Below are 24,313 nucleotides of genomic sequence, written 5' to 3' on the forward strand. Positions count from 1 at the left end.
CGACGAGGGCCTCGAGGGAAGGACGGTCGACGAAGATGTCCACCACCAGCGGCGAGACCGCGGCCCCGTACGGCTCCGGCCCGGCTTCCGGCGCCCCGGCCAAGAAGGTCCGCATCCCCCACCTGCAGGAACTCAAGCGCCGCGGCGAGCCGTGGCCCATGCTCACCACCTACGACATGTACACGGCCGAACTGTTCGACGAGGCCGGCATCCCGGTGCTCCTCGTCGGCGACTCGGCCGCCAACAACGTCTTCGGCTACGAGACCTCGCTCCCGGTGACCGTCGACGAACTGCTCCCCCTCGTCCGCGCCGTCACCCGCGCCGCGAAACGCGCGCTCGTCGTCGCGGACCTGCCGTTCGGCTCCTACCAGCTCTCCCCCGAACAGGCCCTCGCCACCGCCGTCCGCTTCATGAAGGAAGGCCGCGCGCACGCGGTCAAACTCGAAGGCGGCCGCCGGTTCGCGCCGCACGTCGAGGCCCTCACCGGCGCGGGCGTGCCCGTCATGGGCCACATCGGCTTCACCCCGCAGAGCGAGCACAACCTCGGCGGCTACCGGGTCCAGGGCCGCGGCGAGGCGGGCGCCGACCTGATCGCCGACGCGCTCGCGCTCCAGGAAGCCGGCGCGTTCGCCGTCGTCATGGAGATGGTGCCGGCCGAAGTCGCGAAGCAGGTCACGCACGAGCTGAAGATCCCGACGGTCGGCATCGGGGCCGGCCCGGACTGCGACGCCCAGGTGCTGGTGTGGCAGGACATGGCCGGCCTGCGCCGCGGCAAGGCTCCCCGCTTCGTCAAGCGGTACGCCGACCTCGCCGGTGCACTGTCCGGCGCCGCGGCCGCCTTCGCCGACGAGGTGCGCCGCGGCGAGTTCCCCGCGCCCGAGCACGCCTTCCACTGACGGCCCCTGCCGCCCGCCGTCCGCGGCGGGCGGCAGTCACGCCAGGAAATACGCGAGACTCCCCAATCCGGCGACCACGCAATAAATCGCGAACGGCGTCAACGTGCGGGTCTCGAAATAACGCGTCAGGAATCGCAGCGCCAGGTACGCAGCGACCCCGGCCACCACGCTGCCCACCAGTGCCGGACCGAGGGAGGCCTGGTTCGCCGGCGTGAACAGCGACGGCAGCTTCAGCACCCCCGCGGCCAGGATCACCGGCGTGGCCAGCAGGAACGCGAACCGCGCGGCGTCCTCGTGCGACAGACCCCGCCGCAGGCCGGCCACCATCGTGATGCCGGACCGGCTGATCCCGGGGAACAACGCGAGGATCTGCGCCGCCCCGATCAGCACCGCCTCACCGACGCCGAGCCGCGCCAGGCGGCGGTCGGCGGCCTCCTCGGCGCGGATGATCCGGATGGGCATCGTGATCTCCGCCGAGAAGTCCCGCGTCACCTCGGACGGCTCGGGCACCGGCGTGACCGGGACCGGCCGGCGGGAAGCACGCGCGGACCGCTCCACGGCCAGCAGCACGAGCCCGTTGAGCGCCAGGAACACCGCGGTCGGCACCGGCTTGCCGAGGAAGTCCCGCAACACGCCTTCCAGCAGCAACCCGGCCAGCCCGACCGGGATCGTCGCCAGCACCAGCAACCACGCCAGCCGCTGGTCGGGATCGGACACGCGGCGGTCACGCACCGAAGTCCACAACCCGCGCACGATGCGCGCCCAGTCCCGCCGGTAGAAGACCACCAGCGCCAGCGCGGTCGCGACGTGCATCGCGACCAGCACCGCCAGGTACGGCGACTCGCCGCCCATGCTCAGGTCCCGCGCCCAGGAACCGCCCAGCAACGCCGGGATGAGGATGCTGTGCCCAAGGCTGGACACCGGAAACAATTCCGACACGCCTTGCAAAGCGCCGACGACAATCGCCTCGAAATATGTCACAGCGGACATCGCGGACCTCTTTTCCGACCGCCGGAAACCGTCCGCCGAAAATACCTGAGGCGCTACAGCCGCCCGCCGCTGGCCGTGTCACCGGACAGCCGCTGCGCGAGGTACACCGGGACTGTCGACACGACGATCAGCACCGCGGCGACCACGTTGACCACCGGCGCCTGGTTGGGCCGGAACAGGTTGTCCAGGATCCAGATCGGCAGCGTCTGCAAGCCGGCACCGAGGGTGAACGTGGTCACGATGATCTCGTCGAACGACAACGCGAACGCCAGCAGCCCGCCCGCGAGCAGCGCCGACCGCAACATCGGGAACGTGACCAGCCGGAACGTGGTGATCCCGTCCGCGCCGAGGTCCATCGACGCCTCTTCGAGGTTCCCGCCCATGCGCCGCAGCCGCGCGACGACGTTGTTGAACACCACGACGATGCAGAACGTGGCGTGCGCGACGATCGCGGTGAACAGGCCGAGGTCGACGCCCAGGATGGTGCGGAACGCGTTGTTCAGCGCGATTCCGGTGACGATCCCGGGCAGCGCGATCGGCAGGATGATCAGCAGCGACACCGTGTCCTTGCCGAAGAACCGGTACCGCTGCAGGGCGAACGCCGCCATCATGCCGAGCACCAGCGCGATCGCGGTAGCCGCCAGCCCCGCCTGCAGGCTGGTCCACAACGCCCGCAGCACACCCTCGTTCTGCGCAGCGCGGCCCCACCATTCGAGCGTGAACCCGGACGGCGGCCAGCCGAAGGTGGTGTCGCTGTTGACCGAGTTCAGCAGCACCACCAGCAGCGGCACGTAGATCACTGCGAGCCCGAGCACCAGCGCGGCGAGCAGGACGTACTTGGTCTTCTTGGACAGCATCATCGGAAACCGCCTAGAGGTTGTCCAGCGCACCGGTCCGGCGCACCGCGGCGAGGTAGACGAGCATGATCACGACCGGCACCGTCGCGACCGTCGCCGCGAACGGGAGGTTGTTCGCCGCGCCGATGTTGTCGTAGACGACGTTGCCGAGCATCTGGCCGGCGCCGCCGACGATCTTGACGGTGATGTAGTCGCCCAGCGTCAGCGAGAACGTGAAGATCGACCCGGCCACGATCGCGGGGAACGTCAGCGGCAGCACCACCGAGCGGAACGTCCGCCACGACCGGCCGCCCAGGTCGCTCGACGCCTCGACCAGCGAGTTCGGCAGCCGGTCCAGGCCCGCGTAGATCGGCAGGATCATGTACGGCAACCACAGGTAGGACAGCGTCAGGATGGTTGCGGTCAGGCCGTAGCCGGGGGTGGCGCCGAAGAGCCACCCGACCAGCCCGTTGCCCGACAGCATGACCCGCCACGAGTACGCCTTGACGAGGTAGCTGGCCCACAGCGGCGTCATCACGGCGATCACCAGGATCCGCTGCGCCCGCGGCGAGGCGAACTTGGCCATGTAGAAGGCCATCGGGAAGGCGATGACCGCGTCGATCACCGTGACGGCCACCGCGATCCCGAGGGTGCGGAACGTGATCGTGCGGTAGACCTCGTCGGTGAACAGGGTGGCGAAGTTGTCCAGCGACCACTCGGTGACGACCTGGCCGGTGAACGTGTCGGTGTGCCAGAAGGCGGTGACGAACAACGCCGCCAGTGCGCCGAGGTAGGCCAGGCCCAGCCAGAGCAGTGGCGCGCTGAGCAGCATGCCCAGCCGCAACCTGGGTTTGCGGTAGAGGAATCCCGACACACTGGCGGCGATGCTCATGTCAGCCCTTGATCTCCGTCCACGCGCGAGTCCACTCGCCGTAGTCCTTGCACTTGACGTCGGTGCGGCCGTCGACGCACTGGGCGATCGGCGTGGTCCAGTACCAGATCTGGCCGGCGTAGGCGGCGTCACCGGCGTGGTAGGTCTCGCAGTGCTTGGCGTCCGCGGTCAGCGAGCAGGCCTTCGGGTTGGCCGGGGCCTCGCCGAAGTACTCGGCGACCTTCGCGTTGGCCTGGGGGCTGACGATGTGGTCGAGCCACTTGTAGGCGCAGGTCTTGTGCGGCGACTTGGTGGCCACCATCCAGGTGTCCGACCAGCCGGTGGCGCCCTCGACGGGCAGGGTCGACTCCAGCGGCGCGCCCTCGGACTTGGTCAGGTTGACCGTCACCTGCCACGCGGTGCCGATGACGGCGTCGCCGTTCTTCAGCGCCTGGCTTTCCTTGAGGTAGTCCGACCAGTACTCCGACACCAGCGGGCGCTGCTGCTTGAGCAGGTCGACCGCGGCCTGGAACTGCTTGTCGTCCAGCGCGTAGGGGTTCTTGATGCCCAGTTCCGGCTTGGTCTTCATCAGGTACAGCGCGGCGTCGGCGATGTAGATCGGCGAGTCGTACGCGGTGACCTTGCCCTTGTACGGGGAGTTCGCGTCGAACACCACGGACCACGAGGTGGGCGCGGGGCTGACCTTGTCGGTGCGGTAGGTCAGGACGTTGGCGCCCCAGCCGTGGGGCACGCCGTAGGAGACGTTGTTCACGCTGTTCCACGGCTTGTTCTTGAGGAAGTCGAAGACGTCGGCGTAGTTCGGGATGAGGCTGGTGTTGACCGGTTCGGTGTCGCCGGCGGCGATGAGCCGCAGCGAGGCGTCACCCGAGGCGGAGATGACGTCGTACTGGCCGGTCTTCATGAGGCTGACGGCCTCATCGGAGGTGCCGAAGGTCTTGACGTTGACCTTGCACCCGGTGGCCTGCTCGAACGGGGTCACCCAGTCGACGTTGGGGTCGTTGGACCCGTTCTCCGCGTAACCGGGCCAGGCCAGGATGTTCAGCGCGCCCTCGGGCTGACCGAGCTGGGAGAGGGCTTCGAGCTTGGGCGGGGTGAAGCCCTGCCCGCCCGCGCTGGACGAGCTGGACGAAGTGCTCGACGTGCCGCAGGCCGCGACCGCGGTCCCCGCACACATCAGCCCCGCGATCAAGCGCAGGGTCCGGCTGTTGCGCATCTGGATGGCTCCTTCGGTTGGTTCTTACGGCAGCGCAGGCAACTTGCGCCGCCGCGGGTTTCGAGTCGGATCTGCCGCGCGAAGCGCGTCCGTTGAGGGTGGTGGCGGGTGACGGGCGGGCGGCCTCTCGCGAGGACAGCGCCGACGTGGTGAAGGGCGCTGCCGCGCGGAGCGCGTCCGCCAGGGGTGGTGGTCGGGCCGGCGGGCGGGGATTCATGAGGAGGCGATCCCACATAGGCCGCTGCTCATGTGTCTTTGATGCGGAAGTTGTGCTCTTGCCGCCAACACAGGCGGACTCGGTTGTCGGCAAGTTCGAGGGGTGCTCCGGCGTTCTGCCGGACCACCGAGAGCTGCCCGCCGACGTCCAGCGCCACCACGTAGCGAACTGTGGCGCCGGCGTAGGAGGTGCTGGTCACCGTGCCCGTCGCGGAGATCTCGCCGACCGCGGCCGGCTGTGACAGGTCCGGATCGATGCGGATCTTTTCCGGCCGGATGCTGAACACGCCGCGCGTGCCGAGCACCGCCTCGGCGCTGTCGCCGGACAGCAGGTTCGACGTGCCGACGAACCCGGCGACGAACGCGGTCGCCGGCTCCTCGTACACCTCGCTCGGCGTGCCGACCTGTTCGATCCCGCCGGTGTTGAACACGGCGATCCGGTCGCTCATCGTCAGCGCCTCGTCCTGGTCGTGCGTCACGAAGATGAACGTGATGCCGACGTCGCGCTGGATCTGCTTCAGCTCGGTCTGCATGGCGTGCCGCAGTTTCAGGTCCAGCGCGCCGAGTGGCTCGTCGAGCAGCAGCACCTTGGGTCGGTTGACGAGCGCGCGGGCCAGTGCGACGCGTTGCCGCTGACCGCCGGAGAGCTGCGTCAGTTTGCGGCCCTCGAACCCTTCCAAGTGGACGGTCCGCAGCGCCTCGCGGGCGCGTTCGCGGCGTTGCGCGCGGGGCACCTTCTTGACCCGCAACCCGTACTCGACGTTCTGCTGCACCGTCATGTGCGGGAAGAGCGCGTAGTCCTGGAACACGGTGTTGACGTCCCGCTCGAACGGCGCCAGCCGGGTGACGTCGCGGCCGGCCAGTTCGACCGTCCCGGACGTGGGCAGCTCGAACCCGGCGATCATGCGCAGCACGGTCGTCTTGCCCGAGCCGGACGGGCCGAGCATCGAGAAGAACTCGCCCTGCGCGATGTCCAGGTCGACGCCCTCGACGGCGACCACGGAGCCGAACTCCTTGCGCAGGCCACGCAGCCGGATCGCGCTCGTGGTCTCCGCCGGGGCGGTCTTCTCGGCCAGTGCGGGAGCTTGGTTGGGCGACATGTCGATCACCAGGCCGTCATGACGTGCTTGACGCGGGTGTAGTCCTCGAGCCCGTACAGCGAGAGGTCCTTGCCGTAGCCGGACTTCTTGAACCCGCCGTGCGGCATCTCGGCCACCAGCGGGATGTGCGTGTTGATCCACACGCAGCCGAAGTCGAGCTTCGCGGACAGGCGCATCGCGCGGCGGTGGTCGGCGGTCCAGATCGACGACGCGAGCCCGTACTCGACGCCGTTGGCGGCCGCCAGCGCCTCGTCGTCGCCGCTGAACCGCTGCACCGTGATGACCGGACCGAACACCTCGTTCTGCGAGATCTCGTCGTCCTGCCGGACCCCGGACACCACGGTGGGTTCGAAGAAGAAACCCTCGTCGCGGGCGCGCTTACCGCCCGTGTGGACGGTCGCGTGCGCGGGCAGCCGCTCGATGAACCCGGCGACCTTCGCGAGGTGCGCGGCGCTGTTGAGCGGCCCGTAGAGCACGTCCGGGTCGTCCGGCAGTCCGGTCTTCGTCGCCTCGGCGTGCCGGGTCAGCGCGGCCACGAACTCGTCGTGCACGTCGTCGTGGACCAGCACGCGGGTGGCGGCCGTGCAGTCCTGGCCGGCGTTGAAGAACCCGGCGCCCGCGATGGTCTCGGCCGCGTCGTCGATGTCGGCGTCCGGGAAGACGATCACCGGCGCCTTGCCCCCGAGTTCCAGGTGGACGCGCTTGAGGTCGGCGGCCGCGGAGCCGGCGACCTCGATGCCTGCCCGGACCGAACCGGTGATCGACACCATCGCCGGGATGTCGTGCTCGACCAGCGCCCGGCCGGTCGCCCGGTCACCGCAGACGACGTTGAGCACGCCCGGCGGCAGGAACTCCGCGGCGATCTCGGCGAGGAGCACAGTGGACGCCGGCGTCGTGTCGGACGGCTTGAGCACCACCGTGTTCCCGGCCGCCAGCGCCGGCGCGATCTTCCAGATCGCCATCATCAGCGGGTAGTTCCACGGCGTCACCTGGGCGCACACCCCGATCGGCTCGCGCCGGACGTAGGAGGTGTGCCCGGTGAGGTACTCGCCGGCGGCGCGGCCCTCCAGCGCGCGGGCGGCCCCGGCGAAGAACCGCAACTGGTCGACGAGCACCGGGATCTCCTCGGCCGTGGTCACGGCCAGCGGCTTGCCCGTGTTCGCCGACTCCACGCGGACGATCTCCTCGGCGCGGCGCTCGACGGCGTCGGCGATCTTCAGCAACGCGGCCTGGCGGTCGCCCGGCGTGGTCTCGCGCCACTGCTCGAAGGCCCGGGCCGCCGCACGCAGGGCGCGGTCCACGTCCTGCGCGCCGCCGACCGGCGCGGTGCAGTACGGCCGTCCGGTGACCGGATCGATGATCTCGGCGACGGCGCCGTCCGCGGAATCCGCGGGTTCGCCGTCGATGAAGTGCTTCAGCTGGTGCACGGGCAGGCTCCTGGCTCAGCGGGGACGGTGCGGGTCGGTACCCCGATGGCCGGAAAACATATAAGACCATATTTCATAGGACAAGTCTTTGAGGCAGGATTGTTCGCGGCGGTACCCGAAAGAAGGAGCCCGATGCGAAGGCCGTTGACGTCCCCCAGCGCGCGATCAGTCCTGTTCGCGCCCCTGGACCAGACCGGGCGGGCCGAGCTCGTCGCCCGGCGGCTGGTGGACGCGATCACGCTGGGTGTCCTCGCTGACCAGGAGCAACTGCCGAGCGAGGCCGAGCTCGCCGAGCAGTTCGGGGTGTCGACCGTGACCGTGCGGGAGGCGCTGGTGGCCCTGCGCCAGCAGGGTCTGGTGCAGACGAAGAGAGGCCGCGGCGGCGGCAGCTTCGTCTGCGCGCCGCCGGAGGAGAACGACGAGACGTGGCGGGCGCGCCTGCGCGAGGTCTCGCTCAGCGAGCTGCGGGACATCGGCGACGACTACGTGGCGATCGCGGGCGCCGCGGCTCGGCTGGCGGCCGAGCGCAGCTCCACCGAGGACATCGCGCGCCTCCAGCTCGCCGCCGAGGACATGGACGGCGCGGCCGGCACCGCGGCCGCCCGCGCCGAGCGGCAGTTCCACCTGGAGGTCGCCGCCGCGTCCCAGTCCCCGCGCCTCACGCACCAGGAGATCCGGTTGCAGAGCGAACAGGGCGCGCTGCTGTGGCTGCCGCTCGGGCACCACGATCCGGTGACGGCGTGCACTGAGCACCGGGCCATCGCCGCCGCGATCGCCCAGGCCGACGGCGAACTCGCCCGCAAGCTGACCGAGCAGCACATCCTGGACACCATCGACCGATTGGGTGAGGTGCATCTTGACCTACTCGGGTCCTAAGCTTCGACACCTCGACTACACCAGGGGCGGCAACGTGAACGACACGCTGGCCGGCGAGGACATCGCCGAAGAGGTGTCCGGCATCGTCGAGGGCGTCTTCGGGCGGCTCGCGCCCGCGGTCGCCGCGGCCACCGCGATCCTCGGCAGACCGGGCCCGGTCCGCGCCGCCGACCTGGACGCGCTGCGCCCGGACGTGCTCGCGGCGCTCGGCGAACGGGTGGTGGGCGCCGGTTTCATCGCCGCCCCGGACGCGCTCGCCGACCAGCGCTTCGGCTTCGAGTGGTGGACCTGCACGCCGGGCGGGCCGCCCGCGCAGCTGTTCATCAGCCTCGACCCGGCCAGTGACCACTTCCTGGACTACACGCGGCAGTCGTGGTTCACCGTGCCGCGCGATTCCGGCCGCCGCCACATCACCGGGCCGTACGTCGACTACCTGTGCACCGACGAGTACACGCTGACCTTCACCGTCCCGGTGCTGCGCGACGGCGCGTTCGCCGGGGTCGTCGGCGCGGACGTGTTCGTGCACGAGTTCGAGCGGCTGCTGCTGCCGAAGCTGCGGCGCGTCGACGGACGGGCGGCGGTGATCAACGCGCAGGGCCGCGTGATCGCCGCCAACACCGCCCGTCAGGCGACCGGTTCGCTGGTGCGGGATCCGGACATCGCGTCCTGGTGGAACGGCGGCGCGCAGCCGGTGCACGACGCGGACACGGTGCTGCTGCGCTGTGGGGACGCGCCGATCGCGCTGCTGGTCACCAGGCGCTGAACGCCGCCGACAGCTCGCGGTGGGCGTCCACGAGGGACGGTCCGTACCAGGTCAGGTAGCGGCCGGAGACCAGCACGTACGGCACGTCCGGGAACGCCTCGGGGCCGTCGATGTCGGTGAACAGGTACGGCTCGTCGGGCAGCACCAGCAGGTCGGCGCCGTCGGCGAACCGCGCCCGCAGCTCGTCGATCTTCGGGCGCGGGTACCGGTCTTCGTGGTCGGCGTAGACGTTGGCGACTCCGAGGCGGTGCAGCACGTCGCCGCCGAACGTGTCCCGGCCGAGCACGATCCACGGCTTGCGCCACACCGGAATCACGGCACGCACGCGCTCGGGAGCCGCCTCCCGCCACAGCTCCTCGGCGGTCACCAGCCAGTCCGGTTCGGACACCTCGAAGGCCTGGGTCAGCAGGCGGCGCAGCGACGCCAGCGCGTGCGGAACGGTCGCCGGCGCCTCCATCACCCACACCGGAACTCCGTTGGCGCGCAGGCGTTCCACGTCCTCCGGGCGGTTTTCCTCGGAGTTGGCGAGCACCAGGTCCGGGCGCAGCGCGAGGACGTCGTCGACCTTCGGGTACTTCGAGCCGCCCACCCGCGACACCTGGAGGCTGTCCGGGTGGGTGCAGTAGTCGGTGGCGCCGGAGATGCGGCCCGGCACGGTCGCCTCGACCGCTTCCGTCAGCGCCGGGACCAGCGAGACCACGCGCTGGGGCGCGCCACGCAGCGGCACGTCCTCGCCGAGGTCGTCGAACAGCGTCATCGGTCTCCTTCGAGGTGTTCCAGCAGGACGTCGCCGTGGCAGGGTTCCGGCGCGCACCAGCAGCCCAGCGCCCGGCCGGACAGCTCGCCGAGCCGGTCCAGCAGGTCCGGCCGCCCGTCCAGGTACTCGCGGTAGTGCCGCACCATGGCGGCGCGGTCGGTCTTGCCCTCCTTGACGAACGGGTTCGCGAAGTCGGACTCCGGCCAGGAGTGCCGGTTGCCCCGGTGCCCGATGTAGGTGATCAGGTCGTTCTCCACGAGCCACGGCACGAGGTGCTTGTGCGGCCCCGATTTCCGCACGTTGACGACCACCGCGTGGCCGTCGCGCACGCGCTGCGCCAGCTCGCGTTCCTCGTCGGTCCAGTCGCTCATGCCCGCTCGAACGACACCTTCCGCTTGTCGACGTCCACCGCGGTCAGCCGGACGCTGATGCGGCGGCCCTCCGGCAGGTTCTCCCCCGCGCACCGCGCCATCACCGGCGGATCGGCCAGCAGGATCTCCGCGCGGTTCTCCTCCGCCCGCAGGACGACCGCCTCGAAGGTCTCGCCGACGCGGTCGGCCAGCATCCACGCCTCGACCTGGTCCAGGCAGGCCTTCTCGACCCGTGCGGCGAGCAGGTCCGACGCGTTCATCAGACCGGGCAGCTCGGTCAGCGCGGCGCGGGCCCACGCGGGAACCGGCTCGCCGGCGTTGACGGCCAGGCAGACCTCGGTGGCGAAGCGGTCGGCCAGTCGCCGGATGGGCGCGGTGACGTGCGCGTACGGGGCGCCGATGCCGGCGTGCGTGACGACCTCGGGCAGTTCGCCGTCGAAGGTGGTGTAGCCGGCGCCGCGCAGCAGGCGGGTGGTGTCGGTGTAGAAGGCCATCGACTCCGGCTGGGCGGGGTCGAGCCCGGCGAGCAGCTCGGCCACGCTCGCCCCGGCCGGCCAGTCGATGCCCAGCGCGCGGGCCGCGCCGCGCAGCCACTGGAGCGTCTCGGCGTCCGGCTCGGGCAGGGTGCGCAGCAGGCCGATCTTCGCGTCGATCATCATCCGCGCCGCGGCCATTCCGGTGAGCAGGGAGATCTCGGCGTTCCAGGCCTCGAGTCTCGTGCGCGGCCGCATGCCGAGCACCCAGTCGCCGCCGTTCGCGCCGATGATCCGGTCCGGCAGCTGCGGTTCGACCGCGCCGCGGCGCACCGCCAGTTCACGGCGGAGCGTGCCCAGCTCGGGCAGGGCGGCGATCGACGGGTGCGGCGCGGCCGGGTCCTCGGTCGCGTAGTCGAGTTGGTCGGTGGAGCGGACGAGCGCGCGGCGCACGGTGGCGTGCGTGAGTTCGCCGTCGCGGTCGAGGTCGAGGGTCCACAGCACGGCGGGCCGGACCTCGCGCGGCAGCAGGCTCGCCGCGCCCTCGGACAGCACCGGCGGGTGCAGCGGCACGGTGCCGTCGGGCAGGTAGAGGGTCTGGCCGCGGCGGCGGGCCTCCCGGTCGATCAGGCCGCCCGGCGCGACGAACGCGGCGAGGTCGGCGATCGCGTAGTGCACGCGGAAGCCGCCGGACCGCCGCTCGATGAGGACGGCCTGGTCGAGGTCCTTCGCGCCCGGCGGATCGAGCGTGACCAGGGGCAGGTCGGTGGCGTCGGCGCGGTCGGCCGCGAACTCGGACGGGTCCATCACGACGCCCTCGGCCTCGGCCAGTACGGCCGGGTCGAAGTCCTCCGGCAGCTCGAACTCGGCGCGCAGCCGGGCGAAGCCGCCGTCCGCCGAGTTCGTGCTGGTCACGACGTGGGGCACACCTAGACCCTAACCCGGTATGGCCGTTCCGGTCGCCCGTTCGGGGTTGAGCCGGACGGGTGTATCTTGCCCGCACACCGTCGAAAAGCGATATCGTTTTCATCTATATGAAGGGTGCGCACACTGTGAAAGTCGCCTTTGTCGGCAAGGGCGGAAGCGGGAAGACGACGCTGACCTCGCTGTTCGCCGCTTATCTCTCCGGTTCCGGCCACCCCGTACTGGCCATCGACGCCGACATCAACCAGCACCTCGCCGTCGCGCTGGGCGCGTCCGCGGAGGAGGCGGCCGCGCTGCCGACGCTCGGCGAGCACCTCCCCCTGATCAAGGACTGGCTGCGCGGCGACAACCCGCGGATCACCAGCGCCGAGGCGATGATCAAGACGACGCCGCCGGGGCGCGGGTCGCGGCTGGTGCGGCCGTTCGAGGACAACCCGGTCTTCGCGGCGTGCTTCCGCGACGTCGCCGGGGTGCGGCTGGGCGTGACCGGGCAGTTCACCGAGGACGACCTGGGCGTGGCCTGCTACCACTCGAAGGTCGGCGCGGCGGAGCTGCTGCTGAACCACCTGGTCGACGACGCGGGCGAGTACGTCGTGATGGACATGACCGCGGGCGCCGACGCGTTCGCCTCCGGCCTGTTCACCCGCTTCGACGTGACGTTCCTGGTGTGCGAGCCGACGCTGCGCAGCGTCGGCGTGTACCGGCAGTACGCCGAGTACGCGCGTGACTTCGGCGTGCGGCTCGCGGTGGTCGGCAACAAGGTCACCGACGACGAGGACGTCGAGTTCCTGCGCGACCAGCTGGGCTCGGACCTGCTGTGCTGGCTGTCCGGGTCGTCGCACGTGCGCGCCGCCGAACGCGGCCGGGCGCGGCCGATCACCGCGCTGGAGCCGCACAACCTGGACGCCCTCGCCACCATCCAGTCCACTGTGGATGCCACACCGCGGGACTGGGCGAAGTTCCACCGCCAGGCCGTCGAGTTCCACCTGCGCAACGCCCGGTCGTGGGGCAACGAGCGCGCGGGACAGGACCTGGCCGAGCAGGTGGACCCCGAGTTCGTGCCCGGCCCGCCAGCGCTGGCCGGGGCGTAGGAAGAAATCGAAAGGAGCACGATGTCCCTCGATGTACCCGCCGACCTGCTCGCCCGCGCCGAATCCGGTGAGGTGAGCGACGCCGAGTTCGTCGCCTGCGTGCGCGACTCGCTGCCCTACGCGTGGCAGGTGATCAGCGAAGTGGCCGCGGACCTCGAGGGCGGCGCCGCCGACTTCGCCGACCACGCGACCCCGCCGCCGAGCGAGAAGGAGCGGGGCCAGCTGCTGCGGGCGCTGGCTTCGGACGCGATCCGCGGCGGGCTGGAGCGGCACTTCGGCATGAAGCTGGCGTTCCAGAACTGCCACCGCGTCGCGGCCTTCCGCCCGGCCGCCGTGGACAGCGACGCGTACCGGGAGTTCATCTCGCCGGCCGGCCAGCTGCGCAACCAGAGCCCCGCGCTGCGCGACTGCTGAGGCTTTTTCGAGAAGGGCCCCGGACCGGTTGCGGTCCGGGGCCCTGTCACGTCAGCGCCACTTGGCGTCTTCCTCGTCGGCCTTCTTGGTGCGCTCACGGGCGATCTCGAGCGCGCGCTTGGCCGTGGCCTCGTCGGGGTAGGGGCCGAGGAGGTCGATGGACCGCGACCGCTCGAGGTGCTCGACCTCGCCGGTGCGGGTGTTGTAGTACCAGCCCTGGTCCGGGTTCGGGTCCTTGCTCTTCGCCATAGAGCGAGCTTCGCACCCGGCGGCGGGCGGCGCCAGCGGCACCGCGCCGGTCAGGGGCGGTAGCGGTACGGCAGCTCCGTCGGCTGGCCGGTCGGGCCGAACTCGTGCTCCGGGTTGTCCGGCTCGAACCAGTCGCGGTTCGCCTGCGGCGTGCCCCGCGGCGGCGTCGGCTCCGGGTCGGTGGGCCGGGTGAGCGGGATGCCGGCCGCCGGGGTCGGCTGGGGTTGCGGGGGCAGCGGCTCGGTGAACCGGGGCGGCTCCTCCGGGGGCTCCATCGTGCGCCAGGCCTGCGGGTTCGTCACGCGCTGCGGCTGCTCGGGCGGCGTGCCCGGCATCGCGGCTCCAGCCGGAGCGGCAGAACCGGTCTCGTGCGCGGCGGGGCCGGGCTGGCCCGGCATCGCAGCTCCAGCCGGAGCGGCCGGGCCGGTTCCAGGCGACGTGCCCTGACCCGGCATCGCGACTCCAGCCGGCGCGGCGGGCGAACCGGCATCGGGCGCGGCCGGGCCCGTTCCGGGTGGTGTGCGTGGCGCGGCGAGCTTCTTCGGCGGCTCCGGCAGCGGCGGCACCTCCGGCGACGGCGTGGTCGGCGTGGTCCGCCACACCGGCGCGGGCGGGATGATCATCGGGGCGGCGCGGGGGACGTCCGCATCCGGGGCGGGCGCCGCCGCCTCCCGGCGGGCCTGTCCGCGCGGCGGGATCGGGTCGAGGCAGGGCACCAGGACGGTCGTGTTCTCCGGCTCCTCCACCTTCCGCCCGCTGCGCTCGCGGTAGACCATGTCGCCGTCGGCGTCGATCTCGACCAGGTAGCCGACCTCGGCGAGCTGCTCCTCGTCCAGGTCGACGAGCTTCTCGTAGCGCGACGGCACGGTGCGGTAAACCGGCCACGACAGCGACCGGTGCGTCTGGTGGAACTGCGACAGCAACCCGGCCATCTGCTGCTGCCATGGCAGCGACATCGACTCCGCCAGCGAACGCGGCAGCACGACGTAACCCTCGTCCACACCCGGCAACCCCTGCGACAGGTAGTCCGCCAGGGGCGTGCTCGACGCGGGCGGGCCCGGCCGCGGCGGGGGCGGCGGGGCGCCGAACAGGTCGTTGAGTTGCGCCGGCTTCTTGTTGCGCTTACCGAACTTCTTCGCCACGGGGCACCACCTTCTACACGCCGGGCCGGACTGCCTGCGGCACAAGCTCGTCTTCGTTCCAGGAGACCTTCCGGGTGTGCACCGGCACGCCGGTCTGCTGGGCCTCCACGATCTTCCCGTCGCCAAGGTACATCGCGACGTGGTGGATGGTCGCCGGGTTCGACGGGTCGTACGCCCAGAAGAGCAGGTCACCGGGCTGGGCGTCACGCACCGGAAGCATCGCGCCGTTCTTGTACTGGTCCCGCGACACCCGGCTGAGCGTGATGCCCGCCGCCTCGTAGGCGCGCAGCATCAGTCCGGAGCAGTCGTAGGAGTTCGGCCCGGTCGCGCCCCACACGTACGGCTTGCCCTGCTCCCCCAGCGCGAACTGGATCGCGGCGGCCGCGGCGTTGTTGGGCGGCAGCACCAGGCCCGCGCTCTGACCGCAGCCGACCATGTCCGCGACCTGGCCCAGGTTCTCCACCAGGTGGGCCGCCATCTGCTCCCACTTGTGGTAGCGCTCGGGGAACGCCGACCGCTCCACGTCCTGCGCCGACGCGCCGGGACGCTGCTTGTCCCAGTCCGGCACGGTGAGCAGGACGTTGTAGAACTTGTTGATCTGGTACGGGATGTCCTGCAGCTGCGCTGGCGTGCCCCAGCCCATCGACGGGCGCATCTGGAAGATGCCCAGCGAGTCGCGGTCGCCGTAGTTCAGGTTCCGCATGCCGGACTCGGTCATGCCGGCCTGGATCGCGATCTGCCACGCGCGCGGGGAAAGGCCGCGCTGCTTGCCGATCTCGATGATCTGGCTGATGATGTAGCGCTGCTCGTCGTTGAGCTTCGCGGCCTGCGCGGCGCCGTGGTCGGTGCCCGGCACGCTCGGGCCGATCGCCGCGTCGCAGCTGACGTTGGTGTAGGCGGCCTGCATCTGGGCCTGCTGCTGGTCGCTGACGACCTTCGTCACGACACCGACGGTCGCGACCCCGGCGAAGAGAACGGCGACGAGAACGCCGACGAGGACACCCAGCCGCATGGGTCAGCTCGCCTGGTCGTAGCCGGTGACGAGCCAGCCGGACGGGGTCTTCGCGACGGTGATCGACAGCTGCGGGCCGTCGGTCGGCACGAGCACCTCGACGGAACTGGTGTAGGACCTCGTGACGGTGGGTTCGCCGGTGACCCTGGTGGCCGGGATGTTCGCGGGGTCCACAGTGGACATCTCCGGCAGGTACTCCTCCGTCGTGAGTGGACGGAGGCCCTCCAGCCACTGCGCGTTGGTCATGCCTGCCGGGTGGGTGGCCCACGCGGTGGCCCACTGCTTCGCGGTCTGCAGGGCCGCCGGGTCCGGCGCGGCGGAGGTCGGCTGCAGCAGGGGCGCGGTGAGCCGGGTCGACATCGGGGCGGGCGAGGAGCCCGCGCTGGTCGGGCTGCTGCTGGCGCCGGGGTCCTGGATGCGGACCGGCGTCGGCCCGGAGCGGTTCGGGTTGCCCAGGAGCTGCGGCACGACGATGCCGATGGCCACGATCAGCGCGATCACCGCGACGGCGGTGCCGACGAGGTGGGCGGGCGAGCGCAGCGGGAAACCCCAGATGCGGCGGTAGACGGCGGCGCGGCCGCGGTTGGTCCGGATCGGCATCTACATCACCGCACGATCCGGTCGGTGTCACGGGAGTCGTCGCGCACCTCGAGCCCGCGCGAAGGCCGGTACAGCACGTGGACCGGCTTGCCGCCGACGAGTTCCCGCCCGGCGCGGCGCGGTTCCGGCCGCTGGGCGGGGGTGGCGCTCATGCCCGGCCGCGAGATGCGCGACGGGACGACCACAGGGTCGGGTTCGTCCCAGCCGCGGTCGTAGACGGGCGAGGTGTCGACGCGGCGGCTGGGCCGCTGCGCGACGGGCGGCATCCAGCCGTCCGCGCGGCGGGTGGTGCCGGGCGGGGCGGAGTAGACGAACGCGTCCGGGTCCGCGCCTTCCGGGGCGTAACCGGCGTACGCGGGCTGGTGGCCACCGCCGGCGGGCAGGCCCGGCCTGGGGTGCCCGGGCAACGCCGGCCCACCGCCGGGCCAGGGCGCGCCGGACCAGGCGGCGGCGGGGCGGGCGGCCATGGCGCCGGCGCCGTCGAGACGCTGGGCCGTGGCGAAGACGGTCGCCTCGGGACGCCCACGGCCCGCCGACCCGGTCGGGCTGGCGACCTCGCTCTCCTCGCCCTCGCGGACGCTCTCCCAGAACTCGTCCTGCGGCGTCGGCCCCTGCTTCTTCCGGAAGCGGCTGAACAGGCCGCCGCTCGGGGCCGGAATGGAGGACCCGACCATGCCGACGGACATCTCGACCATCTGCCAGAGGCGGCGAACCGGCCTGCCGACGAGGAACAGCAGGACGGTCACGAGGCCCGCCATGACCATCTGGGTGAGGATCGACAGCGAGCTCCCCGCGGCGAAGATCGCCTGCAGGAGAAGGGCGTGCACACCGGCGAGCACGGAGAGGACGAGCAGGTTGAAGCCGACCGCCCCGAGGACCCGGGCTACCCGGCGCAGCAGGTCGTGGTGCAGGAGCGCGACGAGTCCGATCAGCGGCGCGGTGAGCACGAAGAGCCGGATCAGTACCTGCGCCAGCAACACGGACGCCTTCGCCAGCAACTGGAACAAGGCGTAGACCAGGCTCTGGCCGAGCGCCAGGAACCCGGAGCCGGTGCGGCTGCCGCCTTCACCGGTGAAGTAGGGCGTCGCCGGACCGAGCTGAGTCGAGATGTTCTTGTAGGCCGCCTTCTTGGCGTCCACGACGCTCTGGTTCGCGTCGTCCCCGTTGCGGACCTGGGTCCACGTGAAGGCCTGGGCATCGAGCAGCGGCCGGCCGAACTGCTGCGCCTGCGGGGAGTCCGGCGCTCCGAACTCGCCCCGCAGCCAGTTGTTGTAGATGACTTGGTTGTGCAGGTCGGTCGGCAGGACCTCCCAGATGACCCGGTTCTCCGAGTCGTCGATGAACCCCGCCTGGATGTTCGTCGACGTCTTGACGATCGCGTCGTCCAACGGTTCGAGATATCTGAGCATCGCCATCGACGATGCCGCGAGCCAGACCGCGGCGAGGGCGTAGAGCCCGCGTTTGCCGACCGCCGCGAGGTCGCCACGCCAGATGTTGCGGAACATGACGATCGCCAGCAGGAGCGCCACGAGACCGAACAACTGGGCGTAGATGTTGTTGTAGACCTTTTCGGCCCCGGACTTCACAGCGCCGTAGATCGGGTTCAGCAGACCGCCTTCGAGCACGGTGTAGTGCAGGGAGTTGGTCGCCCCGACGATGTTCTTGCCGATGTTGAAGGCCTGGTTGCCCGCCCACGTGTCGATCGTGGTGTTGGGACTCGTGATTCCCGACAACGGACCGCAGTCGGTCTGGTAGACGTACCAGACCAGGCCCGCGTAGCTGTAGTCGTAGTACGCGCTTCCCGCTTCTCCATGACTGCGTGGCGGGTCCAGCGCGCCGACGAGGCCCGAGCCCGGTCGCTCCGGGATCGGTGCGTCGCCACAGGCCGCTGCTGAGGCGGATGGTGCCATCACCGTCGTCTGGAAGCCCATCAGCAGTGCGACCGCCACGACGGCCGCCCAGCGGGACGGTCTCTTTCGCCGGCTGCCCCGGTTCTTCAAGCCCCTTCGCAGCGCGTGCCAGCCACCGGCCAGCGCTAGCACGCTCAGGATCGTCACGAGCGTCATGCGGCGTCCCAGCCGCCGCGCTTGCCCGCACCGGCTCGTTCGCCCTCGGCGGAGCCACCGGAGCCACCGGAGCCCGCCGCGCCCGCCGAACCGCCGGAACTCCCGGAGCCCGGCACGTCCTCGGCCAGGATCTGCTCCTCCGTCAGCCCCAGATCGCGCTCGGCGGCCAGCTCCAGGTCCGGCTCGAGCTCGTCGTCCGGTGGCGGGGCCGCCACGTGCTGCTGCTCGCGCGGGGGCTCCGCGTCCCGGGCGTGCGTGTCCGCGGGCAGGGCGTCCTTCGAGCCCGGCGTCGTGTCCAGCGACGCGCGCAGGTGGGCCAGGTGCGGCCCGGAGAAGTCCACCCGGATCCGCTCCACGCCACCGGCGCCGTCGCCGAAGATGAACTGCCTCGGCTCGCGGTCGCGCTCCAGGCCGCGCTGCGCGCCGGGCCGCCTGCCCAGCGACGCGACCACCTGCTCGTACCCGACCCCGACCGGCACCTTCAACAACCGCAGCGCGTCGGCCTGCGCCTCGTCGTCGTCGAGGCGCCCGACGAACACCGAGTCGAGCAGCGCGACGAAACCCTGGATCTTCAGGAAGTCCGCCGGGATCTGCGAGGACAGCAGCACCCGGACGTTCCACTTCCGCGAGTCACGCGCGAACCGGTTCATCAGCACCCGACCGGTCGGCACCTCGGACAGGAAGAACGCCTCGTCGATCCACACGCCCTTGCGCAGGTCCTTCGGCTTCTCGTACACCGACCGCTGCGTCAGCCACGCCGCCAGGTTCAGCATCTCGACACCGAGCGCCTCGGCGTCGGTCCAGTGCTCGCGGCCGACGCCGTCCTTGGGCAGCGTCAGCCCGGCCATCGTCAGGACCGTCAGCCGGTCGTCCCGCGTCTCCGAGTACGGGTCGGCGTCGTTCTCGGGGATCAGCAGCGACATGCGCTCGCGCATCTCGTCCAGGAAGTCCGCCACCACGACCGCGTGCTCGTGGTGCTCGCTGGAGTCCCGGCGCAGCGCGTCGATCACCTGGCCGGGGTCGGCGTCGTACCGGCCGCCGACGGCCCGCACCGCCCGCAGCAGCACGATCCGGCTCTGCGGCATCCGCGCGACCTCGTACGGCAGCACACCGGTGAGCACGTCCAGCACGAGCCGCCGCCGGGTCGCGCCGGCCAGCGCCCGCTCGCGCCGCCACGCCCGCTCCGGGTCCTCCTCGTCCATGAAGTGCTCGAGCAGCGGCTCGGCCACCACCCGGTACGGGTTCAGGATGCCGGGTTGTGCATTCAGCAAGTTGATGGGCCGCGCGTACGGCCGGATCTCCGGCAGGTCGCACAACCGGGACAGCGGACCGGACGGGTCCAGCAGCGTCCAGTGCGCCCCGGCCCGCAACGTCTTGTAGACGATGCCGCCGCCGAGGAACGACTTGCCGCCACCGAGACCGGCGACCATCGCGGTCAGACCGGAGCCGTCCCGGATCTCCTGCGCCATCCACGGGTCCCAGGCGACCGGGCGCCGGGTGGCGGTGACCGTCTCGCCGAGCAGGATGCCGCGCCGGTCGCCGACCTCGGCCGTCGCCGTCGGCACCGCCGCCGCGGCCCACACCACCGAACCGCGGCGCATGTACGCCGACGAGGACAGCGGCTCGCCCGGGATGAACTCCCGCGCCAGCGCGTACTGCGCCTCCGGGTGCTCGATCGCGATCTTCGGCTTGTACAGGTCGAGCAGCTGCTGGGCCAGCCGCAGCGCCTCGCGCTCGCTGTCGCCGGACACCGCCAGCCGCCACCACGACCGCACGCGCGTGGCGAGCGCGGTGAAGCCCGACGTCATCTCGTCGTCGATCTCCAGCACGCGGGTCGCCTGCCGCGCCAGCGACTGCGGCGGCTCCAGCTCGTGCTCGTCGGTGTAGTGCTTGACCTGCGAGCGCACCTTGTTCATCTGGCGCTGCAGCTCGCCGGCCACCTCCTCGGGGCGGCGCACGTAAATGCGGGCCGACCACTCCACCGAGGCGGGCAGCCGGTCCGCGTGCTGCACCCACGGGTCGTCGACCTCGGGGATCTGCAGGCCGTGCATCTGGCCGACGGTCAGCACCGCGAGGTGCCGCTGCACCCCGGCGTTCGACCCGGTGCGGCCACGCACGGTGAGCGTCGGCGCGTACGGCTCGGCGTGGAAGTCCGCCGCGTCGGTGAAGCTGGCCAGGTCCTCCGGCTCCCACGCCGCGCCGGGCACGGCGGGCAGGTGCCGGGGCGCGGGCAGGCCGAGCGAACACGAGCGGTGCATCAGCCAGGACATCTCCTCGGCGTGCACCGGGCGGCCCTCCAGGCCGGACGATCCGATCACCTGGTCCAGGTGCTCGACCTCGGAGTCCAGCGCGGCCAGCTCGGCGTCGACGGCCTCGGGCAGGATGCGGCGCAGCAGCGGGGCGGCGCGCTCGACCGCGCGGTCGACGACCCGCCTGGTCTGCACCTGCACCCCGATGTAGACCTCTTTTTCGGCCATCGACCGGCCGAGGAGCTGCTGCTGCTCGCCGATCAGGTAGTCGTCGAACGACAGCGCGCCGGGCACGTCCGGCGGCCGGCGGATGGCGTTGTGGACGTGCGCCTCGGCCCACATCCGGATCGGGTACGGGCGGGTGGTGACGCGCAGGTGCAGCCAGCGGCCCTGCAGCTCGGCGTACTGGCCCGCGATCGCGGCGATCAGGTCGCGCCGCTGCGAGTCCGACCGGAACGACCACCGCTGCGGCGCCAGCCGGTACCAGGCGTAGACCTCGTTCTCGGTGCGCACCAGGTGCCCGTCGATGGTTCGCAGGGAGATCGACGGGGTATAGGTGGGAATCGCCTGCTCACCGGGGAGCCGGCGGCCCTGCTTGCCGGGGGCGCGACCCGGCTGCGGCGGCCACTGCGCAGCCCCGCTCGGGTCGGACTTCCCGGCCTTCCGGCGTCCGCCGCTTCCGAACAACCCCTACCTCCTACCGTGGCGCCGAAGTGCGCGCGCCACGCGGTCGTGCTGGCTGGTGGTGAGGATGCGACCCCGCCGGAGCGAGGTGCCGTTTGTGCTTGGGCAGCGGCCGCTGGTTCCGCACGCGGATCTTCGTGGCCGTGACCGCACCGCCCTCTCCGGAGGTCTTCTCGCGGGGCGTCTGCAGCTCGCGCAGCCACATCGTCATGACGGCTCCGAGCGGACGCTCGTGACTGATCTTGGCGGTGATCATCCGGGTGATCAAGATCGTGATGACGAACGCCCACGCGGTGGAGAAGAAGCCGAACCCGAAGCCGAGCTGCCGCTCCACCGCCAGTACGACGAGGAACACCGGGATGCCGACGCCCCAGGCCACGTAGCGGGCCCGCCACGGGAACGTCGCCTTCGGCGGGCCGAGCCATACCGCGTCGACCCGGTAGACCTCGTCATCGGTTCGAATCCGCACGCGCGCTACCCCGCGCCGTCAGCTGGTGAACAAGCCGGCGATCCACTCGCCGACGTTGACGCCGAGCCCGCTCACGGCGAGGCCGACGATCGCGAGCGCGATCACCACACCGGCCAGGCGGCGCATGACTCCGGCGTTGTCGCCTTTGCCGCCACCGAGCCAGAGCAGCAGCAGCGCGACGGCGAGCAGGACCAGGGGGATGATGTTGTCGAGGAGCCACTGCTGGACTCCACGGGTCCTGATCTCGCCCTGCGCCAGCTGCTGCACAAGTGTCATCATGGTCATCGCGTACTCCCAGGTGCGAGGAGTGTGGGTGTCGGGTGGGTCGGCGCGGGGCAGGCCCACGAGGTCGGAAAGTCCGGTCCGGTCTGTCTAGCCCATCATGGCGTCACAAGCTGTGACGGTCAAAGCGCTCTCTGTCGAACGGCAGTCCATCCACACCAGGCACAGTACGGCCACTTCTCCTAAACTCGTCGCCCTCCATCATCGTGGCAAGACCGCTCAGGGTTAACCCCCTGCACCCGGATTTCCTAGTGTGGGTAGGGACTCACCCACAGGCGCAGTCACGCTTCACTCTGGGTGCGCGGTATCGCTCCTCGATGGCGCGGACAACAGTGTGGCATGCCCCAATCGGCCGCATGGCACGTACCCGGGCGTGACGACTTCTCCGGGCGAGTCGATCATCCGATCCGGCGATCGCGCTCACGGAGCGCCCAGGTGGACCCGTTTTGCCCTCACGATCCGTGATCGGTACGCACTTTCGGGTGGACTCAGGTGTAAGCGCTCACTGCCTGGGGCGCCGCGATGGGACGCGGTGGTCCGGAGGGCGCGGTGAACAGCGGGTGATCGGGATCTGAACCGCGGTGGCGGACGGTTGGGGAGCGCTTTCCGGCGGCGTGGTGGTGACGGAGGGCGAGCGCGAACGCTTGCTTCCTCACGGAAGGTGAGATTTCAGGGCGGCGGATCGTCGGCGAGCGGTAGCTCGAACCAGGGTCAGGTGCTATGCCATCCGGGCAGCGCTGGGGCAATGCCCTGCTGCGGCAGGGCATTGCCCCAGGGCGGACCCGGGGCCGTCTCCAGGGTTCGAGGGGGCCGGCCACTGTGCGCACCCCGGGACGGTGTCGTGCGGGCGTAGCGCCGGCTCCCGGAGTCACGTGGACGCGCGTTGGGCAGGCCTCAGCGCGGGCAGCCGCGGCCGAGACCGGGGTCAGGCCCGCGCCGTCGCGAAGATTCCGTCCGGGAAGGCTCCGTGGGCGACGGCGTGCCGCGCGAGTTCGCGGGCCAGCTCGTGCAACCGGGCGGCCTTCTCGGCGCCCAGGTGGCGCCACGGGGCCGTCGCGGAGGTGTTCGTCTGCTCTTCGAGGCTCTGCCGCAGCACGGTGCCCTCCGAGGTGAGCCGGCCGTCGGCGTCCAGCAGGCCCTGCTCGCGCAGTTCCTCGACGCCCGCGGCCCACTGCTCGTCGGACCAGCCGCGCGTCGCCTTGGCCACCGGCTCCAGGAAGCCCTTCCCCGTCGCCGTGTAGGTGATCAGCGCGGCCAGCCCGCTCAGCCCGTGCCCGACCAGCGCCGCGATGTGCCCGTCGCCGCGGTACTCCCGCAGCAGCGTCGCCGCGTGCCAGAGGACCAGGTGCGGCGACGACGGCCACTCCAGCTCCGCGTGCCCGGCGTACAACGGGCGCCCCTCCGGGCTCAACACCGACGCCGCCGAGCGCGCCAGCTCCGCCGCCTCCGCGAGCCGCGGCGAGGTGATCAGGTCCTCGCCCAGCACGCGGCGCAACCCGCCGTCGGCCGCGGCGAGCCGCGCCGCCAGGATCTCCGCCGGCGCGGCGAGCGTCCACGCCCGCGGGATGTGCCTGGCGACCAGCTCCGGGTTGAAGTTGTAGAAGGTGGCCGCGACGACGCCCGGGCCGACCGGGCCCATCGGCGCGGCCCGGCTCGCGAAGTAGCACATCCGGCCCGGCCGCAGCCCGGCCGCGGTCAGCGCCTGCTCCGCCTCGGGGGCGAAGTAGACGAACGAGTGCAGCGGTTCGAGCACCCGGTGGCACCGGAACGCGACGTCGCGGGCTTCTGCGTGATCCACGAGCCCGACCGTAGGCCACCGGCGGGCCTGTGGGAAAGGGGCGGACGAGTTGGCCTGTAAGCCGGATCCTGTTCCGCGGCCGGAACCGCGGCGGCGGCCATCCATCTAGGCCTGCCGTTGCCGGCAGGCTCGAGCGGCCTACCCGCAGGCATCGGACGGGCCGCCCTCGATCGCCTGCGCAGGCGCCTCGCGGCGCCCTCTTGGCCTTGCTCCGGGTGGGGTTTACCTAGCCACCCCGGTCACCCGGGGTGCTGGTGGTCTCTTACACCACCGTTTCACCCTTACCCCGGCGGTGAAGCCGGGGCGGTCTGTTTTCTGTGGCACTGTCCCGCGGGTCGCCCCGGGTTGCGGTTAGCAACCACCCTGCCCTGCGGAGTCCGGACTTTCCTCGAGGGAGTGACCCCTCGCGACCGCCCGGCCAACTCGTCCGCCCACTCAGGGTAACCGTTCCCACGCCGTGGACGTCGGTTGCCCCTCCCCGTGCCCGCCGCTTTACTCGGAATCAGATCGCGCGGCCGTCGAC

Annotated in this window: 23 protein-coding genes and 1 other RNA gene; 5 read left to right on the plus strand and 19 right to left on the minus strand. The window is 71.3% G+C overall.

The genetic code is table 11. The annotated features are described in order from the left end of the window. Nucleotides 1-35 precede the first annotated feature (35 nt). Nucleotides 36-896 carry a 3-methyl-2-oxobutanoate hydroxymethyltransferase gene (gene panB / locus ABZ215_RS08920; RefSeq protein ID WP_017987043.1) on the plus strand — a complete coding sequence of 287 codons (861 nt, stop codon included), beginning with the start codon at nt 36-38 and terminating at the stop codon, nt 894-896. Between the two features lie 36 nt (nt 897-932). On the opposite strand, the gene ABZ215_RS08925 is transcribed toward panB, so the two are convergent. The 6 genes from ABZ215_RS08925 to ABZ215_RS08950 all read right to left on the minus strand — a co-directional run bounded on the left by ABZ215_RS08925 (nt 933) and on the right by ABZ215_RS08950 (nt 7,570). Next, entirely contained in the window at nt 933-1,886 is a 954-nt protein-coding gene (locus ABZ215_RS08925; protein ID WP_354948896.1) for an undecaprenyl-diphosphate phosphatase, read from the minus strand. A gap of 53 nt (nt 1,887-1,939) precedes the next feature. Beyond that, nucleotides 1,940-2,746 carry an ABC transporter permease gene (locus ABZ215_RS08930; protein ID WP_017987041.1) on the minus strand — a complete coding sequence of 269 codons (807 nt, stop codon included), beginning with the start codon at nt 2,744-2,746 and terminating at the stop codon, nt 1,940-1,942. Nucleotides 2,747-2,756: 10 nt separating this feature from the next. Next, the gene (locus tag ABZ215_RS08935) at nt 2,757-3,614 is read right to left on the minus strand and encodes an ABC transporter permease (RefSeq protein ID WP_027932298.1); all 858 of its coding nucleotides are present in this window, start codon (nt 3,612-3,614) and stop codon (nt 2,757-2,759) included. A 1-nt stretch (nt 3,615) separates the two neighbouring features. Beyond that, nucleotides 3,616-4,827 (minus strand): ABC transporter substrate-binding protein, encoded by a 1,212-nt coding sequence (locus ABZ215_RS08940; protein WP_020419709.1) that lies wholly within the window; start codon nt 4,825-4,827, stop codon nt 3,616-3,618. 245 nt (nt 4,828-5,072) lie between these two features. Further along, the gene (locus ABZ215_RS08945; protein WP_354948899.1) at nt 5,073-6,143 is read right to left on the minus strand and encodes an ABC transporter ATP-binding protein; all 1,071 of its coding nucleotides are present in this window, start codon (nt 6,141-6,143) and stop codon (nt 5,073-5,075) included. 5 nt (nt 6,144-6,148) lie between these two features. Then, on the minus strand, nt 6,149-7,570 hold the full coding sequence (locus tag ABZ215_RS08950) for a gamma-aminobutyraldehyde dehydrogenase (RefSeq protein WP_354948902.1): 1,422 nt from the start codon (nt 7,568-7,570) through the stop codon (nt 6,149-6,151). 132 nt (nt 7,571-7,702) lie between these two features. On the opposite strand from ABZ215_RS08950, the gene ABZ215_RS08955 reads away from it, so the two are divergent. After that, on the plus strand, nt 7,703-8,446 hold the full coding sequence (locus tag ABZ215_RS08955) for an FCD domain-containing protein (RefSeq protein WP_027932302.1): 744 nt from the start codon (nt 7,703-7,705) through the stop codon (nt 8,444-8,446). Between the two features lie 34 nt (nt 8,447-8,480). Further along, nucleotides 8,481-9,209 (plus strand): cache domain-containing protein, encoded by a 729-nt coding sequence (locus tag ABZ215_RS08960; protein WP_123683775.1) that lies wholly within the window; start codon nt 8,481-8,483, stop codon nt 9,207-9,209. Here the strand turns inward: ABZ215_RS08960 and ABZ215_RS08965 are convergent. The 3 genes from ABZ215_RS08965 to ABZ215_RS08975 are packed head-to-tail and all read right to left on the minus strand — an operon-like array spanning nt 9,196 to nt 11,737. Further along, nucleotides 9,196-9,966 carry a helical backbone metal receptor gene (locus tag ABZ215_RS08965; RefSeq protein WP_354948904.1) on the minus strand — a complete coding sequence of 257 codons (771 nt, stop codon included), beginning with the start codon at nt 9,964-9,966 and terminating at the stop codon, nt 9,196-9,198. The genes ABZ215_RS08960 and ABZ215_RS08965 overlap by 14 nt on opposite strands. After that, nucleotides 9,963-10,337, minus strand: a complete 375-nt coding sequence (locus ABZ215_RS08970; protein ID WP_020419715.1) for a DUF4326 domain-containing protein — start codon at nt 10,335-10,337, stop codon at nt 9,963-9,965. The genes ABZ215_RS08965 and ABZ215_RS08970 overlap by 4 nt, the downstream gene beginning before the upstream one ends. After that, a complete protein-coding gene (locus tag ABZ215_RS08975; protein WP_354948906.1) occupies nt 10,334-11,737 on the minus strand; it encodes an RNB domain-containing ribonuclease in 1,404 nt (467 codons plus the stop codon). Before ABZ215_RS08975 ends, ABZ215_RS08970 begins: the two co-directional genes overlap by 4 nt. Before the next feature lie 125 nt (nt 11,738-11,862). On the opposite strand from ABZ215_RS08975, the gene ABZ215_RS08980 reads away from it, so the two are divergent. Further along, nucleotides 11,863-12,825, plus strand: a complete 963-nt coding sequence (locus ABZ215_RS08980; protein ID WP_354948908.1) for an ATP-binding protein — start codon at nt 11,863-11,865, stop codon at nt 12,823-12,825. A 21-nt stretch (nt 12,826-12,846) separates the two neighbouring features. After that, entirely contained in the window at nt 12,847-13,239 is a 393-nt protein-coding gene (locus tag ABZ215_RS08985) for an SCO5389 family protein (RefSeq protein WP_017987030.1), read from the plus strand. Nucleotides 13,240-13,290: 51 nt separating this feature from the next. Here ABZ215_RS08985 and ABZ215_RS08990 read toward each other — a convergent pair whose 3' ends face one another. The 10 genes from ABZ215_RS08990 to rnpB all read right to left on the minus strand — a co-directional run bounded on the left by ABZ215_RS08990 (nt 13,291) and on the right by rnpB (nt 24,216). Further along, nucleotides 13,291-13,488, minus strand: a complete 198-nt coding sequence (locus ABZ215_RS08990) for a hypothetical protein (RefSeq protein ID WP_017987029.1) — start codon at nt 13,486-13,488, stop codon at nt 13,291-13,293. Between the two features lie 50 nt (nt 13,489-13,538). Then, nucleotides 13,539-14,630 carry a hypothetical protein gene (locus tag ABZ215_RS08995; RefSeq protein WP_354948910.1) on the minus strand — a complete coding sequence of 364 codons (1,092 nt, stop codon included), beginning with the start codon at nt 14,628-14,630 and terminating at the stop codon, nt 13,539-13,541. A 13-nt stretch (nt 14,631-14,643) separates the two neighbouring features. After that, the gene (locus ABZ215_RS09000) at nt 14,644-15,642 is read right to left on the minus strand and encodes a C40 family peptidase (RefSeq protein ID WP_237337642.1); all 999 of its coding nucleotides are present in this window, start codon (nt 15,640-15,642) and stop codon (nt 14,644-14,646) included. A 3-nt stretch (nt 15,643-15,645) separates the two neighbouring features. Continuing rightward, complete coding sequence (locus tag ABZ215_RS09005) at nt 15,646-16,242, minus strand: hypothetical protein (protein ID WP_354948912.1); 597 nt, start codon at nt 16,240-16,242, stop codon at nt 15,646-15,648. A gap of 5 nt (nt 16,243-16,247) precedes the next feature. After that, complete coding sequence (locus ABZ215_RS09010) at nt 16,248-18,308, minus strand: magnesium transporter (RefSeq protein WP_354948914.1); 2,061 nt, start codon at nt 18,306-18,308, stop codon at nt 16,248-16,250. Beyond that, the gene (locus tag ABZ215_RS09015) at nt 18,305-21,244 is read right to left on the minus strand and encodes an ATP-binding protein (protein ID WP_354948916.1); all 2,940 of its coding nucleotides are present in this window, start codon (nt 21,242-21,244) and stop codon (nt 18,305-18,307) included. The genes ABZ215_RS09010 and ABZ215_RS09015 overlap by 4 nt, the downstream gene beginning before the upstream one ends. Nucleotides 21,245-21,254: 10 nt before the next feature. Then, entirely contained in the window at nt 21,255-21,710 is a 456-nt protein-coding gene (locus ABZ215_RS09020) for a hypothetical protein (RefSeq protein WP_020419723.1), read from the minus strand. Nucleotides 21,711-21,728: 18 nt separating this feature from the next. Then, nucleotides 21,729-21,995, minus strand: a complete 267-nt coding sequence (locus tag ABZ215_RS09025) for a hypothetical protein (protein ID WP_017987022.1) — start codon at nt 21,993-21,995, stop codon at nt 21,729-21,731. A 922-nt stretch (nt 21,996-22,917) separates the two neighbouring features. Next, nucleotides 22,918-23,790, minus strand: coding sequence for a hypothetical protein (locus ABZ215_RS09030; protein ID WP_354948918.1), 873 nt, complete (start codon nt 23,788-23,790; stop codon nt 22,918-22,920). 41 nt (nt 23,791-23,831) lie between these two features. After that, an RNA gene (gene rnpB, locus ABZ215_RS09035) (RNase P RNA component class A) lies at nt 23,832-24,216 on the minus strand. Nucleotides 24,217-24,313: the final 97 nt, after the last annotated feature.

Origin of the sequence: Amycolatopsis sp. NPDC006131 (genome assembly GCF_040614175.1) — a bacterium.
GTDB classification, from domain to species: Bacteria; Actinomycetota; Actinomycetes; order Mycobacteriales; family Pseudonocardiaceae; genus Amycolatopsis_E; species Amycolatopsis_E tucumanensis.